Genomic DNA, 14,985 nt, shown 5'->3' with positions numbered 1-14,985 from the left:
GTCAGGTGTCATTGCCGGTGGCGGGTGGCGCTCCTAGGCTCGCTGCGAGCGGTGGATGGACCACCGGCCTCGAAGGAGAGACCCGATGAGCAACGACAAGGCCGGCTGGGCATTCGAGACGCAGCAGGTGCACGCCGGAGCGGCGCCAGATCCCGTCACCAATGCACGCGCCACCCCGATCTACCAGACCACGTCCTACGTGTTCAACAACGCCGAGCACGCCAAGAACCTCTTCGCCCTCGCCGAGTTCGGAAACATCTACACCCGCATCCAGAACCCGACGCAGGCCGTCGTCGAGGAGCGCCTCGCCGCGCTCGAAGGGGGCACCGGAGCCCTCCTCGTCGCCTCGGGGCAGGCCGCTGAGACCTTCGCGGTGCTCAACATCGCGCAGGCCGGCGACCACATCGTGTCGTCGAGCTCGATCTACGGCGGCACCTACAACCTGTTCAAGTACACGCTGGCCCGCCTCGGCATCGAGACCACCTTCGTCGAGAACCAGGACGACGCCGAGGAGTGGCGTCGGGCCGTGCGTCCGAACACGAAGCTGTTCTTCGCCGAGACCATCGGCAACCCGAAGATCAACATCCTCGACATCTCCCTGGTCTCGGGCATCGCCCACGAGGCCGGCATCCCGCTCATCGTCGACAACACGATCGCGACGCCGTACCTGATCCGCCCGTTCGAGCACGGCGCAGACATCATCGTGCACTCCGCGACCAAGTTCCTCGGCGGCCACGGCACCGTCATCGGCGGCGCGATCGTCGACGGCGGAACCTTCGAGTGGTCGAAGAACGTCGACAAGTTCCCCGGGCTCACCGAGCCGGACCCCTCGTACCACGGAGCCAGCTACACGGCCGCCGTCGGCGACGGCCTGGCCTACATCATCAAGGCCCGCGTGCAGCTGCTGCGCGACCTCGGCTCGGCCATCGCCCCGGCGAGCGCCTGGCAGCTCATCCAGGGCATCGAGACGCTGTCGCTGCGCATCGAGCGTCACGTGCAGAACGCGCAGGAGATCGCGGAGTGGCTCGACAACCACCCGGAGATCGCGTCGGTCAACTACTCGGGACTTCCGTCGAGCCCCTGGTACGCGGCGGCGAACAAGTACGCCCCCAAGGGTGTCGGTGCCGTGCTGTCGTTCGAGCTCAAGGGCGGCGTCGATGCCGGTCGTGCGCTCGTCGACAACCTCGAGCTGTTCAGCCACCTCGCCAACATCGGCGACGTGCGCTCGCTCGTCATCCACCCCGCGTCGACAACCCACTCGCAGCTCACGCCGGAGCAGCAGCTCACCACCGGCGTCACGCCCGGCCTGGTGCGCCTCTCCGTCGGCATCGAGAACGTGGCCGACCTCATCGCCGACCTCGAGACCGGCCTCGCCGCAGCCCGCAGCGTGACCGTGGCCTCGATCGCCGCCGACCGCTAGGACGCATCCGCACGCCCTAGCGGCTGGAAAGCGAGGAGTTCCTCGCCGAATCGGCCCCGGAACGCCCGGGACGGCCGGTTCAGGCGAGAAACTCCTCGCTTTTCAGTACCCCGTAACAAACGCCGGCACCCGATCGGCACGGGGCAGACTGGAGAGCATGGACTGGCAGACCCCGGCTGACTTCGAGACCGCGAGCCTCATCACCGAGGCCCAGGCTCGCGCGCTCGCCGGGAAGCCGCCGGTGACCGGGGCCTGGCACGAGGGCGCGAACCCCGGGGATCGGCGATTCCTCCCGGTCGGAACGCTCGAGCTCGAGCGCGGCGGCACGCTCCCGTTCGCGCGGCTCGCCTACGAGACCTGGGGCACGTTGTCGCCGACCCGCGACAACGCCGTGCTGGTGCTGCACGCGCTGACCGGGGACAGCCACGTCCTCGGGTCGGCATCCGCCGGCCACATCACGAGCGGCTGGTGGAACGGCGTCGTCGGTCCCGGACGGGCCATAGACACCGATCGCTGGTTCGTCGTCGCCCCGAACCTCCTCGGCGGCTGCCAGGGGTCGACGGGTCCGGCCTCCCTCGCACCCGACGGCACGGAGTGGGGATCGCGCTTCCCGTACCTGACCATCCGCGATCAGGTGGCGGCCCAGGCCGCCCTCGCCGACGCCCTCGGCATCGAGCGGTGGGGGGCCGTCGTCGGCGGCTCGATGGGCGGCATGCACGCGCTCGAGTGGGCGATCACCCATCCGGAGCGGGTGGAGCGCCTCGCCGTGCTCGCCGTTCCGCCGGCGCTCACGGCGGACCAGATCGCGGCCAACTCGCTCCAGCTCGAAGCCGTGCGCATGGACCAGAACTTCCGCGGCGGCGACTACTACGACGGCGACGAGGGCCCGGCGACCGGACTGGCGCTCGCCCGCCGGCTCGCCATGCTCAACTACCGCAGTTCCTCGGAGCTCAACGACCGCTTCGCCCGTAGCTGGCAGAGCGGAATCTCCCCCCTGGGCGACGGCGGCAGGTTCGCGGTCGAGAGCTACCTCGACTTCCACGGCAACCGCTTCGTGCGCCGGTTCGACGCCAACAGCTACATCACCCTCGTCGACGCCATGAACTCGCACGATGTCGGCCGCGGCCGCGGAGGGGCGGCATCCGCCCTCTCCGGAATCACCGCTCTCACCCTGGTGCTCGGCATCTCGAGCGACAGGCTGTTCCCCCTCGCCGGTCAGGAGCTCATCGCCCGTGCCGTGCCGAACACCCTCGACGGGCGGAGTCCGGTGGTGATCGACTCCCCCTTCGGCCACGACGGCTTCCTGATCGAGGAGGATGCCGTCGGCCGACACCTCCTGCGCCTTCTGGATGCGACTGCCGCCCGACGATAGGGTGTGGATGTTCCACCCATCCCTCACAGCCAGGCAGGTGTCATGCAGCGCATCCTGAAGGAACGGGATCGACTGCTCCGCAGGACGGCCCGGCTCAGCGGGCTCATCTGCACAGCGGTCGCGATCCTCACCCTGTGCATCCCCGGCGCGGCGGACACCGTCGCACTCGGCATCGCGCTGTCGCTCCTCGGCGTCATCACGGTCGGGCACTACCTGCTGGGCGTGTCTGGGCGCCTGCGGTGGTTCTGGCTCGTGCTCGTCGCCGGGCTCGGTGCCATCTACGCCGTGAACTCGAGCACCCTCGGAGCGAATGCAGCCTCACTCACCGCGGTCGCCATCATCGGCGGAGGCGTCATCTCCTCGGGCGCCATCGTGCTGCCCGTCAGCGGACGCCGGGTCGCCGTGCTCGCCGTCTCGTTCCTCCTCACGATCGGGCTCGCCGCGATGTCGACGGTCGGGCTCGGTCTCACGCTTCCCTATGTCGAGGTCTTCGTCGTGGCCGGATGGCTGAGTGCCACGCTGCTCGGCTGGTGGCTCGGCCTCAGCGTGCCGCGCGTCATGCACCGCATCGCGAGCGTCGGCCGCGCGCACCGCAGCGAGCGGCAGGCCAGCGAACGCGAGGCGCAACGCCGCCAGGATGCCCGACTGCTGCACGACACCGTGCTCGCAACACTCACCCTGCTCGCCCACTCCGGGGTCGGCGTCAGCGAGAACGCCCTGCGTCTGCAGGCCGCCGACGACGCCAGGCTGCTCAGGCAGCTCCGGCTGGGCGGCAAGCCGATGCCCCGCACCTCCGGCGTCTACACCCTCGAACCCGTCGCCGAGACGGCATTGGGCACGACCCTCGAGTCCGTCAAGCAGCGCTTCAGCCGCATGGGCCTCGAGGTCAACTGGCACGGCCACGGCCAGGTGCTGCTCCCGAGCAACGTGCTCGACTCCTTCCTGGGTGCTCTCGGCGAATGCCTCGAGAACGTGCGCAGGCACGCGGAGGTCACCGAGGCCGACGTCACCATCACCGACGACGAGACCACGGTGCGCGCCATGGTGACGGATGCCGGTGTCGGATTCGCGCTCGACCAAGTGGCGGCCGAGCGTCTCGGCTTCGCCGAGTCCGTCGTCGCCCGCCTGCAGGATGTGGGCGGCAACGCCCGACTGTTCTCGTCGCCCGGATCGGGCACGACTGTCGTCCTGGAGGTGCCGAAGTGATGTCCAGCGTCGAAGAGAACACCCTCGGCGTCGTCGTCGGACGCGAGAACCTCCCGCGCCGCACCCGCGCCTTCCGGCGTCCGGAACGCACGGTCAGCACGACCAGAGCGAACCAGCACGCGCTGGGCGGGCGTCACCTCACTGTCGGCACCAGCCTCGGGGCGGCGCTCATCACGGTGTTCCTGCTCGGGTTGTTCCTCACCCAGCTCTCTCGCATGGAGCATGCGAGCTACTCCGTCGTCGCCTGGGGACTCCTGCTGGTCATCGTCGCATCGACGACGGCCATCGTTCACGGTCTGTCGAGGCAGATGCCGCACTGGCTCTTCGCTGCCGACCTGGTCGGCGGTGCTGCCGTCATCGGCCTCGACCTCTACGGCGTCTGGGGGTCGGAGTCGGCCTCCGTCATCCCCACGGCCGCCCTCGCCGTCCCCGCCCTGCTCCTGGCGATCGTCACGCTGCGCGAGACCGTGCAGATCCTCATCGCCGACGTCGCGATCGGCATCGTGCTCCTGCTCGCCGCCGCGGCGGAGGACCGCCCCGACGTGCTCACCCTGGCCCCCGAGCTCATGATGATCGCCATCGGCGTCGGACCGGCGCTGCTCGGAGTGGCCGTCGTCCACTCCTACCGCCGCATGGTGCAGCTCGAACTCGACCTGGTCTTGGTGCAGAGCACCGTGCAGGCTCCCCAGCTCACCGTCGGCATGCTCGCCTCCGAGGAGCTCACCCGCCTCGACGACGACGCCGAGGAACTCTTCGACGACGTCGCCGGCGGTCGGCTGCCCCTGCCCCTTCCGCTCGACGCATCCACGCGCGCGGCCTCGCTCGCGACCGAACTGCGTCTGCATCTCATCGAGGGCCGCAAGGAGACCTGGCTGCGTCACGCCGTCTCCGAGAGCGAGTTCCTGGCTCCGGCCGTCACGATCGACGACCCGTCGAGCCTGGCCGGCGTGCTCACGCCGCCCCAGCGGGACGCGCTGCTCCTCGTGCTGTGGCTGCTCGTCAGCGACACCGACCGCTGGGGCGCGACGGTCCACCTGATCTTCGGGCCGACGCATCCGCCGAGGATGGGCGCCTACCGCACAGTGCGCTTCCCCATCGTGCTCGAGACGACGGGCGTGATGCGCCGGCGAGTGGATGCCGCAGCGTGGGAGGCCATGGGAATCGTCGGCCCGCACATAGACTCCGTTCGCGACGGGAGTCTGCGTGTCGAGATCGACTGCACAGTCGACGGCGCGTCGGACACATAGGGTAGTGACGGATTCGCCGCGAGGCAGGCGGACCATGAGGAGGACACAGTGGGTAGTACAGGACCGATCCGGGTAGCACTCGTCGACGACCACCGCATGCTGCTGGGTGCGCTCACCGAGTGGATCCGCAACGCTGCCGACGACATCGACATGGTCGCAGCCGTGACCACGTGGCCCGAGCTCCTCACCCACTCGGCCTTCCCCGTCGACGTCGTGCTGCTCGACCTCGACCTCAAGGACAACATCCCGATCTCGCTCAAGCTCGCGACCCTGAAGACCACGGGCGTGCGCACGGTGCTCATGAGCACGTACTCCGAGCCCGCCGTCGTTCGGCAGGCGCTCGACTCCGGCGCGCTGGGCTACCTCGTGAAGAGCGAGGAGGCGAACATGATCGCCGAGGCCATCCGCGCAGCCTACGTCGGGGAGTCCTATATCTCCGAGGAACTCGACCTCGCCATCAACTCCGTCTCCGCGGGCGACGCCCCACGCCTGTCGGCCCAGGAACGGCGCGTCATGGCGCTCTACGGTGCCGGCGAGCCGGTCAAGGCCGTCGCCTACCAGCTCGGCATCTCCGAGGAGACGGCCAAGAGCTACCTCAAGCGCATCCGCGAGAAGTACCGCCAGGCCGGTTACGACGTCGGCACGAAGGTGGCGCTCCGCAAGCGCGCCATCCACGACGGCATCCTGCTGCAGACCGACTGATCGCGACGGGTCGCTCCCTCACCGGAGAACAGGCCCGAACGCACGAATACACCGAGAGCAGGCCCCTTGGGCCTGCTCTCGTCGTTTCGGCCTGTTCTCGGGCGAGCGGATGCCGCTCGTCGAGCCACGCGGGCCGAGGCTGCGCCGGGCTACTGCCACACGGGGCTACTGGTAGGCGGGCCTACGGCTACGCGGGCCTACTGCTACGCGGGCTCGCGGATCGCGCTGAGAGACGCCGTGCCGTACGGCACCTCGACCCCGCGCGTGCGACGGGCCCGGTCGATGGAGAACGTCGCGACGGCCAGGAGCAGCCCGGCGACGCTGAGGCCGAGGCCGATCCAGATGGGGGCGACGTAGCCGAGGCCGACGCCGATGGCGATTCCGCCGAGAAGCGCTCCGAGCGCGTTGCCGATGTTCAGGGCCGAGTGGTTGAGGGCCGCTGCGATGGACTGGCTGTCGCGTGCGACATCCATGAGGCGGGTCTGGATGATCGGCGACAGCGCTGCCGACGTGCCGCCGACGAAGAAGACGCCGACGAGCAGCCCGGCGACGCTCGACACCGTGAAGCCCATCACCACGAGCGCCACGATGAGGATGGCGAAGAACAGGTACATCGAGCGCCGAACGCTTCGGTCGGCGAGGCGCCCGCCCACGATGTTGCCGATGGTCATGCCGATGCCGAACACGACGAGCACGAGGGGGACGGCGGATGCCGGCAGTCCGGTGACGTCTGTGGCCATCGGGGCGACGTAGCTGTAGACCGCGAACAGTCCGCCGAAGCCGATGGCCCCGATGGCGAGGGCGAACCACACCTGCAGGCGCGTGAAGGCCTTGAGCTCGTTCTTCATCGTGGCCTTCGGGTCGCCCGCCTGCCACGGAACGGCGAGGGCGACGGCCACGAAGGTGAGAGCGAAGATGCCGGCCACGACGAGGTAGGCCGTGCGCCATCCGTAGAGCTGTCCGATCCAGGTGATGCTCGGAACACCGATGACGTTGGCGATGGTGAGGCCACTGAGCACGAAGGCGACGCCCTGCCCCCGCTTGCCCGGACCCATGAGGCTGGCTGCGACGAGCGAGGCGATGCCGAAGTAGGCGCCATGGGGAAGCGCGGCCACGAAGCGGGCGAGGAGCACGAGCTGGAACGAGGGCAGCACGGCCGAGGCGATGGTGCCGAGGGTGAACGCGGTGAGCAGCGCGAGCAGGAGCTGCTTGCGCGGCCAGCGTGCTGCGGCGGCGGCGATGGTGGGAGCGCCCACCACGACACCGAGGGCGTAGGCCGAGATGAGCAGCCCTGCCTGCGAGTTCGCGGCCGCCGGGTCGGAGCCGTACAGCCCCGGAAGCAGGTCGCTCGCGAGATTCGGCAGCAGCCCCATGGCGACGAACTCGGTCGAGCCGATGCCGAAGCCGCCCAGTGCGAGAGCGAGCAGGGCCAAACGGGTACGGGCCGGCGACAGAGTCGTCGGCCCGGCAGCATCGAGGGTCACCCGTCAACCCTAGCGTGGGAATCGAATCGATTCGACTCGGCCGAGCACCCTCGCTAGTCGCCCACATTCGTCGCCAACGGACGGGTGGGAGTCGCCGGATGCGACGAAGACGGGCGACTCGCCGAGTGGGGGCGGGCAGGGCGGGCGGGGCGGGGCGGGCGGCCGGGGAGGGTCAGCCGTCGTTCTCCATCGCGGCCTCGAGACGCTCGACCTTGGCGGTGAGCTCGCCCGAGTACCCCGGGCGGATGTCGGCCTTCAGCACCAGCGAGACCCGCGACCCGTATTCGGCGACGGCATCCGTCGCGTCCTTGATCACCGCGAACACCTCGTCCCAGTCGCCCTCGATGGTCGTGAACATCGAGTCGGTCTGATTCGGCAGGCCGGACTCCCGCACTATGCGCACGGCCGCGGCGACGGCGTCATGCACCGAGCCGTCGGAGCGGCCGGTTCCCGATGGAGCGACGGAGAATGCGACGAGCATGATGGCCTCCCGAGCCTCAGTCGGCCGCGTCCGGCGACCGGCTTCCACTCTTCCAGACCTCGGCCCCGGATGCTGCGCCGGATGCGGCGCCGAGGACGGGATCGCCCTCCCCCGCATCCGCATCCGCATCGGCATCGGCCGCGGGCTCCGCGTGCGAGCCGCTGCGCCACACCATGACGACGGCCAGCACCAGCAGCGCGACCTCCAGGAGGTTGCGCAGGGTGAGCAGCGAGACCGCCAGCGGGTTCGCGACCAGAAGCCAGCCGTAGAAGAACGGGTAGATGAGCTGCGTGAGCCCGGCGAGAACGAGAGTCATGACGGCCGGGACTGCGAAACGGCGTCCCCTGTAGACGAGGCCGACGACGACGGGCACGGCCAGCCAGCAGATGAACTGCGGTGAGCCGACCTTGTTCACCACGATGAACGCCGTCACGAGGGCCAGGGCCAACGGCGGGAAGAGCGCGACGAACGGCGCGCGCTGCAGCTGGGCTCTGATGCCGATGGCCACGATGACGCCGACCACGAGGAGGAGCAGCGGCGTCATCACGGCGCTCGCGAACTCGGTTCCCTGGCCCGTGACCTGGTACGTGAGGATGTCGTGGTCGTAGTAGACCCACGACGTCGGACTCCCCGCCGCCGCCTGCCACAGCCAGATGGTGCTCACGGGCGACTCGATCTGCAACCCGCGTCCCGTCTGCTCGGTGATGAAGCTGAACACGTTCCACCCGCTGCCGAGCACGAGGCAGACCACGACGATCAGCACACTCGTCGCGGCGGCCGCCAGGAAGATGCGCAGCCTCTCCCGCGAGGCGATGAGCAGGGCCGCGATGACGGCGGCCGGCCAGATCTTGATCCAGGTGGCCACGGCGAGCAGCACCGACGCGAGCCGCGGACGCCCGGCGACCAGCAACACCGCGACGAGGGCGATGGGCACCGTGACGGCGTCGATGCGGCCGACGGCGATCGGGCCGAGCAGGATCAGGAACCCCAACCACCACCAGGCTGGCACGAACCGGGTCACGGGGCCGCGACGCAGTCCGATCAGCACCGCGAAGCCGCCGGCGTTCAGCAGCACGACCAGCCCGAGCCAGGCGTACACGTACAGGTCGAAGCCGAACATCGCGGCCAGCCCCATCGGCAGGATCGCCAGGATCGGATACACGAACGGCCCGTCGAGTCCCACGACGTAGCCGCTGGAGGCGGCGGTCTTCATCCAGGTGGTGTAGACCAGCGTGACGTCGCCGAGGGGCAGGCCGGGTCCGGTCAGGGCGATCCAGAGCAGTTCCGCGTGAACGAGCACGAACGCGGTCCACAGCGCCAGACGGTTGCCGAGCACTCTGCGCGCGGTCCACCGAGGAGCCGGCGGAGCAACGGATGCTGTGGTGCCGGCCATGGCGCTCATGCTATCCCGCGGCATCCGGCCGCCTGCGCCACGCACCCGGTGCCTTCGATATCACTTGTGTCACAGGACGACTCGATTCGTCATCGCGCTTCCACGGATGCGGCAAGCTTGAGACTCCCCCTCGATTTCTCCAGGAGACAGCCATGCCCCTACGCACCATCCGCACCCGTGCCCTCGCACTCGCCGTCGTCGCTGCGGGCATCGTCGCGTTGAGCGGATGTGCCGGTGCCTCCTCGGATTCGACGTCGGAGAGCGGCTACGTCACGGACGGCAAGCTGACCATCGGAACCGCCGAGCCCGCGTACTACCCCTGGGTCATCGACGACAAGCCGGAGTCGGGAGAGGGCTTCGAATCCGCAGTCGCCTACGCCGTCGCCGGACAGCTCGGCTTCGCGGATTCCGACGTCGTCTGGGTGCGCTCCACCTTCGACGAGGCAATCGCGCCCGGCCCGAAGGACTTCGACTTCAACCTGCAGCAGTTCTCCATCACGGACGAGCGCAAGCAGGCAGTCGACTTCTCCTCGCCGTACTACGAGACCACCCAGACCGTCATCACCATCGCATCGTCGCCGGCCGCCGGTGCCACGTCGATCGCCGACCTGAAGAAGTTCTCCATCGGCGCCCAGACCGGAACCACGAGCCTCACCGCCGTGGAGAACGTGATCGCGCCCGACTCGCAGGCGCAGGTGTTCAACTCGAACGACGACGCGAAGCTCGCACTGCAGAACGGCACCGTCGATGCGATCGTCGTCGACCTGCCCACGGCCTTCTACCTCACCGGAGCCGAGCTCGACGGCGGCAAGATCATCGGCCAGCTCCCCCAGGCCGAGGGCACAACGGGCGATCAGTTCGGTCTGGTGCTCGCCAAGGACAGCCCGCTCACGACGAGCGTTTCCGAGGCCGTCGACGCCCTTCGGGAGGACGGCACCCTCGATGAGCTGGCGACCAAGTGGCTCGGCTCCGAGGACACGGCGCCGGTCCTGAAGTAGACGGACTCCCCAGTACTCTGTAGCGCATGAGCACCACCGGGATCGATGCCCGGCCGCCGAGTTCGATCGAACTCGACCGCCGGGCATTCCGTCGTCAGCAGACGACGCGGTCCACTGTGATCGCCATCGTGAGCACCGTGGTCTTCGCCGCCGCGGTGTGGATCTTCGTGATCAACACTCCCGGCTGGAGCCGAGTCCAGCAGACCTTCCTCAACTGGGACGTCGCCGTGGCCTCGTTCCCGAGGGTCATCGAGGGCTTCTGGCTCAATGTGCGCGTGCTCGTCTACTCGGTCATCGGCGTGGGCATCGTGAGCCTGGTGCTCGCGACGGTGCGCACCCTCCGTGGTCCGATCTGGTTCCCGCTGCGAGCTCTCGCGGCCGGCTACACCGACCTGTTCCGCGGCATCCCGCTCATCATCGTGCTCTACCTGGTCGGCTACGGCATCCCGGGCCTCGGCGTCTTCCCGAGGATGCCGGCCGAGTTCTGGGGAACGATCGCCCTGGTGACGGTCTACTCCGCCTACGTGTCCGAGGTGTTCCGCGCCGGTATCGAGGCAGTGCATCCGTCGCAGCGTCTCGCCGCACGCTCCCTCGGCCTCAGCTACAGCCAGAGCATGCGGAGGGTCATCCTCCCCCAGGCCGTGCGCAAGGTGACGCCGGCGCTCATGAACGACTTCGTCGCCCTGCAGAAGGACGTCGGGCTCATCTCCGTGCTCGGAGCCGTCGACGCCGTGCGCGCCGCCCAGATCGAGACGGCGGCCTACTTCAACTTCACGCCCTACGTCGTGGCCGGACTGCTGTTCTTCCTGCTGGCGCTGCCCATGATCCGGTTCACCGACTGGTACACCGCCCGCGTGCGGCGCCGCGAGCAGATGGGAAGCATCGTATGAGCTCCCCCGAGTCCCTTCCCGCGCCCAGCCCAGGCCCGGTTCCCGGCTCCAGCCTCGTGCCCGGCCCGGTGCCCGCCCCTGATCCGGCTGCCGTGCTCAGACTCGTCGGCATCCGGAAGTCCTTCGACGGCACCGAGGTGCTCCGCGGCATCGACCTCACCGTGCATCGCCACGAGATCGTCGCGCTCATCGGCGCCAGCGGCTCGGGCAAGTCCACGCTGCTGCGCACGGCCAACCTGCTGGAGCAGATCGACGACGGGCAGATCTTCCTGGGTGACGACGACATCAGCGACCCGCGGGCACGTGCCGACCGCATCCGTTCGCGCATCGGCGTGGTGTTCCAGCACTTCAACCTGTTCCCGCACCTCAGCGTTCTCGACAACGTGACGTTGGCGAGCCGGGCGGTGCACGGTACCTCCCGGGCGGATGCCGAGCGACGTGGCCTCGAGCTGCTCGCCTCCATCGGGCTGGCTGACAAGGCCAAGGACTTCCCCGACAGGCTCTCGGGCGGCCAGCAGCAACGCGCGGCCATCGTGCGCGCCATCGCGACCGATCCCGAGCTCCTGCTGCTCGACGAGATCACGAGCGCCCTCGACCCCGAGCTCGTCGGCGAGGTTCTCGACCTCGTGCGCGAGCTCGGGCGCGGGGGCACCACCATCCTGATGGCGACGCACGAGATGGCCTTCGCCCGCGACGTCGCCCACAGGGTCGTGTTCCTCGACAAGGGTGTGGTGGCGGAGGCCGGCCCGCCGGCACAGCTGTTCGAACACTCCGAGAACCCGCGCACCCGCGAGTTCCTGGCGCGCTTCACGGCGTAGGATCCGCCGCTCTCTAGTAGCCGCTGAACGCGTCCGTCGTCACCGAGCGGCCGCCGCGGCGGGCGAGGGCCGATCGCACACTGTCGACCATGGCGGGCGAGCCCGACACGAAGGTGCGCCGGGTACGCCAGTCCGGCACCGCGAGATCGAGCATGGCTGAATCGACGCGACCGCTGTGCGCGCTCCAGCCGTCCGGCAGCTCGGACCCGCCTGCGCCCAGCACGACCACCTCGGCCGCCGACTCGGCGATGACCTCCCGGTAGGCGATCTCCCCCGACCCTGCGGCGTACACGAGCACGACGTCGCGACGACGGCCGGCCACGCTGTCGGAGGCGAGTTGACTGGCGAACGGCGTGATGCCGATGCCGCCGGCGATGAGCAGCACCGGTTCCGAGTCGTCATCGGGCAGCAGGAAGTCGCCACCGACGGAGGTCGCTCGCACGATGGAGCCGGGCTCGAGCGACCCCAGTGCACGCTTGAAGGTCGACGGCTTCTCGGGCATGCGCATGGCGATCGTGATGCGGTCGGGCTCATCGGGCGGTGACGAGATGCTGAAGACCCGGCGCGTACCGCGGGAATCGGCTCGGCGGTGCGGAACCGCGAGCTCGAGCGACTGCCCGGCCCGGAATGCCACGGGCCGGAGCGGCGCGAAGACGTACTCCACGATGCTCGGGGTCGGATGCCGCGTCTCGACGAGCCGGAGCCTCACGGCTCGGCGCTGGCCGAACGCGAACGCGATGGCATTGCCGATGACGAGGGCGAGTTCCGGTGTCATGGCGAAGGGGCCGACGGCGAACGGGATCGAGAACAGCACCCCGACGACGCCGGCCACCATGAGCTGCTGCCAGCGCCGAGGCGGCAGGGTCAGAGGCTCACTCAGCATGAACGCGGCCAGGAACACGATCGGGAACGACGCGAGCACCGTCCACGCGGCCGTGCCGGCATCCGTTCCCTCCAGCATCAGGCGTCCGGTGCAGAGCGCGCCTGCGACGGCAACGAAGACTCCGGCGACGGCGAAGCGGCGGGTTCGCCAGAGCACCAGGAAGCCCGCGATCAGCACGACGGGAAGCAGGAAGGAGTTCGCCACCCACCACACCGACGAGCCGAGCTGCGTGAACGCGATGATGACCGCTGCGATCGCGGCCGGATTGAAGATGTGCCTCCCGCGCACGGCGAGCAGGTACTTCGACGCCGTCGCCAGCGTTCCGGTGAGGGCGAGCACGCCGAGTTGGGCGGGATCCTCCGTCGGCCAGAACAGGAAGAACAGCAGCAGTCCGGTGATCACCGACGACTCGAGATGGGCGGGCGAGTGCACGATGCGGCCGGCGATCCACCCCGTTGCCGCGACGGAGCCGACGGCGACGACGAGACTGAGCGCCAACTGGGTCGGCGTGTAGAACAGCAGGCCCGTGGCCGAGAGCACGAACGCCACAACGGCGATGGCGCTGAGGCCGACGGTCATGAGGCGATAGCCGGACACCCGACCGAGCGATGAATCGAGCCGGCGCCTCATCGGAACAGCTCCCCGGGGAAGCCCGCCGACATCTCGGCTCGACCATCGGTGAACATGCGCACGTGCTCGAACTCGGCGACGACGGCCAGATCCTCGGCCGGGCTGAAGAACAGCGCTGTGGCGATCGCATCGGCGAGCATCGCCGTGTCGGCACTCACCCAGGTGGCGACGACCTCGTCGACGGGTATCCCGGTGCGGGCGTCGAGCACATGGTGCAGGCCCGATCCCCAGACTCTGCGATTGCTCGCCGAGGCGCAGAGCGCGCCGTCTGCGAGTGTCGCGATGCCGATCGCCTTGGTCGTGTCGTACGGATGCTCGAGGGCGACGCGCACGGGGTCTCCCCCGGCGTGGCGCAGGTCTCCGCTGGCGTCGACCACGATCTGCTCGATGCCGTCGTGCTCCAGCAGTTCGACGACCAGGTCGACGAGCAGTCCCTTGCCCGCGGCACCGACGTCGAGCTCGATCGGCTCCTCGGTGCGCAGTCGTGTGCCGTCCCAGTCCATCGCCTGCCAGTCGGGGCTAGCGATGCTCCCGCTCCCCGGCACGAGCGAATAGCCCGCCCCATAGCCGAGGTGGGTGAGGGAGCCGCCCACGAGGGGCGACATGGCGCCCTGCGTCGCGGTGTGCAGGGCGGAGTAGAGCCCGACGAGGGCAGGGGCCTCCGCCGGGAAGACCCAGTCGCCGGCAGTCGTCGCCACCTCGGCCACGAGGGAGTCGGACCTGAAGCGCGACCAGGTTCGGTCGAAGTCCTCGATGAGCGCCTGCATCCGACTCACGGTTGCGGCCGGGATCGGTGCGGGGGTGTCGATCTGCCAGGCCGTTCCGATCGCGTCGAAGCTGAGGGACGCCACCGCTCCCGGCTCAGCTCGCATCGTCGCGGATCGTGTCGATGGCGGCGTTGAAGCCGCCGCTGGTGAGAGACGAGCCGGCGACCTTCGAGACGTCGAGGGAGTCGATGTCCTTGCCGACGACCTCCGTCGAGATGCCCGAGATGAACGCACTCTGGTACTGCTTCGAGTTGCCGCTGGTGGCGGATCCCGTCACGTCGACGGCCGTGACGATGTCGTCGGCGATGGTGACGGTGACGGTAACGTCTTCGCGCCCGCCGGGAGTGGAGTACTCCCCTGTCGCCGTGTAGTCGCCGTCGGTGTAGGTGCTCGACGCCCCGTCGGCACCTGCATCCGTCGACGGCGCGGTGGTCTGCGAGGACTGGGAGTCGTCGGTGGACGGCGCGGTGTCGGCCTCAGCCGACTGGTCGGTGGCGCAGCCCGCGAGCGAGCCGATGACGACGGCTCCCGATGCGAGGGCGATCGCTGTTCTTCCGATGCGTGCGTTCATGGGTACTCACCTTCTGCTCGCCCCGAAGGGCGACGTGCTCGGGATCACGCCGTCGGTCCCGGTTCCATTCGACCGTATGCATGTTCCCTATGGGTCGGCTGTGACTCTTCGACGAGTCTTCCG

At 69.2% G+C, this 14,985-nt stretch carries 14 protein-coding genes; 8 read left to right on the top strand and 6 right to left on the bottom strand.

The window, feature by feature from the left end; translation table 11 throughout:
- Positions 1-85 precede the first annotated feature (85 nt).
- The 5 genes from ASC59_RS00945 to ASC59_RS00925 all read left to right on the top strand — a co-directional run bounded on the left by ASC59_RS00945 (position 86) and on the right by ASC59_RS00925 (position 5,947).
- Positions 86-1,420, top strand: coding sequence for a bifunctional o-acetylhomoserine/o-acetylserine sulfhydrylase (locus ASC59_RS00945; protein ID WP_055817540.1), 1,335 nt, complete (start codon positions 86-88; stop codon positions 1,418-1,420).
- 157 nt (positions 1,421-1,577) lie between these two features.
- Positions 1,578-2,792: a homoserine O-acetyltransferase MetX gene (metX, locus tag ASC59_RS00940; protein WP_055817538.1), complete on the top strand. Its 1,215-nt coding sequence runs from the start codon at positions 1,578-1,580 to the stop codon at positions 2,790-2,792.
- A gap of 42 nt (positions 2,793-2,834) precedes the next feature.
- Entirely contained in the window at positions 2,835-3,998 is a 1,164-nt protein-coding gene (locus ASC59_RS00935) for a sensor histidine kinase (protein WP_055817536.1), read from the top strand.
- A complete protein-coding gene (locus tag ASC59_RS00930) occupies positions 3,998-5,245 on the top strand; it encodes a hypothetical protein (protein WP_055817535.1) in 1,248 nt (415 codons plus the stop codon). Before ASC59_RS00935 ends, ASC59_RS00930 begins: the two co-directional genes overlap by 1 nt.
- A 48-nt stretch (positions 5,246-5,293) precedes the next feature.
- On the top strand, positions 5,294-5,947 hold the full coding sequence (locus ASC59_RS00925; RefSeq protein WP_268765471.1) for a response regulator transcription factor: 654 nt from the start codon (positions 5,294-5,296) through the stop codon (positions 5,945-5,947).
- A 203-nt stretch (positions 5,948-6,150) separates the two neighbouring features.
- On the opposite strand, the gene ASC59_RS00920 is transcribed toward ASC59_RS00925, so the two are convergent.
- The 3 genes from ASC59_RS00920 to ASC59_RS00910 form a co-directional block, all read right to left on the bottom strand.
- Entirely contained in the window at positions 6,151-7,431 is a 1,281-nt protein-coding gene (locus tag ASC59_RS00920) for an MFS transporter (RefSeq protein WP_055817531.1), read from the bottom strand.
- A gap of 172 nt (positions 7,432-7,603) precedes the next feature.
- A complete protein-coding gene (locus tag ASC59_RS00915) occupies positions 7,604-7,912 on the bottom strand; it encodes a thiamine-binding protein (protein ID WP_055822587.1) in 309 nt (102 codons plus the stop codon).
- Between the two features lie 16 nt (positions 7,913-7,928).
- Positions 7,929-9,305 (bottom strand): glycosyltransferase 87 family protein, encoded by a 1,377-nt coding sequence (locus ASC59_RS00910; RefSeq protein WP_082513316.1) that lies wholly within the window; start codon positions 9,303-9,305, stop codon positions 7,929-7,931.
- A 152-nt stretch (positions 9,306-9,457) separates the two neighbouring features.
- Between ASC59_RS00910 and ASC59_RS00905 the strand changes: the two genes are divergently transcribed.
- From ASC59_RS00905 to ASC59_RS00895, 3 genes are read left to right on the top strand one after another with little or no spacing between them, the layout of a single operon-like run.
- Positions 9,458-10,303: an ABC transporter substrate-binding protein gene (locus ASC59_RS00905; protein WP_055817529.1), complete on the top strand. Its 846-nt coding sequence runs from the start codon at positions 9,458-9,460 to the stop codon at positions 10,301-10,303.
- Positions 10,304-10,329: 26 nt separating this feature from the next.
- A complete protein-coding gene (locus ASC59_RS00900; protein ID WP_055817527.1) occupies positions 10,330-11,193 on the top strand; it encodes an amino acid ABC transporter permease in 864 nt (287 codons plus the stop codon).
- Entirely contained in the window at positions 11,190-12,011 is an 822-nt protein-coding gene (locus ASC59_RS00895) for an amino acid ABC transporter ATP-binding protein (RefSeq protein WP_082513315.1), read from the top strand. Before ASC59_RS00900 ends, ASC59_RS00895 begins: the two co-directional genes overlap by 4 nt.
- A gap of 13 nt (positions 12,012-12,024) precedes the next feature.
- Here ASC59_RS00895 and ASC59_RS00890 read toward each other — a convergent pair whose 3' ends face one another.
- The 3 genes from ASC59_RS00890 to ASC59_RS00880 are packed head-to-tail and all read right to left on the bottom strand — an operon-like array spanning position 12,025 to position 14,862.
- A complete protein-coding gene (locus ASC59_RS00890) occupies positions 12,025-13,491 on the bottom strand; it encodes a ferredoxin--NADP reductase (protein ID WP_162243161.1) in 1,467 nt (488 codons plus the stop codon).
- 29 nt (positions 13,492-13,520) lie between these two features.
- Positions 13,521-14,396 (bottom strand): FAD:protein FMN transferase, encoded by an 876-nt coding sequence (locus tag ASC59_RS00885; RefSeq protein ID WP_055817523.1) that lies wholly within the window; start codon positions 14,394-14,396, stop codon positions 13,521-13,523.
- Positions 14,386-14,862 (bottom strand): hypothetical protein, encoded by a 477-nt coding sequence (locus ASC59_RS00880; protein ID WP_082513314.1) that lies wholly within the window; start codon positions 14,860-14,862, stop codon positions 14,386-14,388. The genes ASC59_RS00885 and ASC59_RS00880 overlap by 11 nt, the downstream gene beginning before the upstream one ends.
- Positions 14,863-14,985: the final 123 nt, after the last annotated feature.

The sequence above is a fragment of the Leifsonia sp. Root1293 genome (genome assembly GCF_001425325.1).
In the GTDB taxonomy this organism is placed as follows: domain Bacteria; phylum Actinomycetota; class Actinomycetes; order Actinomycetales; family Microbacteriaceae; genus Orlajensenia.
The sequence above is the reverse complement of the archived record's forward strand: the minus strand, read 5'-3'. Positions and strand labels throughout refer to the sequence as shown.

Bases quoted from the DNA above. Each gene is read 5' to 3' on its own strand.
- ASC59_RS00885 (WP_055817523.1), bottom strand. From the start codon at position 14,396: ATGCGAGCTGAGCCGGGAGCGGTGGCGTCCCTCAGCTTCGACGCGATC.
- metX (WP_055817538.1), top strand. From the start codon at position 1,578: ATGGACTGGCAGACCCCGGCTGACTTCGAGACCGCGAGCCTCATCACC.
- ASC59_RS00900 (WP_055817527.1), top strand. From the start codon at position 10,330: ATGAGCACCACCGGGATCGATGCCCGGCCGCCGAGTTCGATCGAACTC.
- ASC59_RS00935 (WP_055817536.1), top strand. From the start codon at position 2,835: ATGCAGCGCATCCTGAAGGAACGGGATCGACTGCTCCGCAGGACGGCC.
- ASC59_RS00930 (WP_055817535.1), top strand. From the start codon at position 3,998: ATGTCCAGCGTCGAAGAGAACACCCTCGGCGTCGTCGTCGGACGCGAG.
- ASC59_RS00915 (WP_055822587.1), bottom strand. From the start codon at position 7,912: ATGCTCGTCGCATTCTCCGTCGCTCCATCGGGAACCGGCCGCTCCGAC.
- ASC59_RS00910 (WP_082513316.1), bottom strand. From the start codon at position 9,305: ATGGCCGGCACCACAGCATCCGTTGCTCCGCCGGCTCCTCGGTGGACC.
- ASC59_RS00945 (WP_055817540.1), top strand. From the start codon at position 86: ATGAGCAACGACAAGGCCGGCTGGGCATTCGAGACGCAGCAGGTGCAC.
- ASC59_RS00895 (WP_082513315.1), top strand. From the start codon at position 11,190: ATGAGCTCCCCCGAGTCCCTTCCCGCGCCCAGCCCAGGCCCGGTTCCC.
- ASC59_RS00880 (WP_082513314.1), bottom strand. From the start codon at position 14,862: ATGAACGCACGCATCGGAAGAACAGCGATCGCCCTCGCATCGGGAGCC.
- ASC59_RS00905 (WP_055817529.1), top strand. From the start codon at position 9,458: ATGCCCCTACGCACCATCCGCACCCGTGCCCTCGCACTCGCCGTCGTC.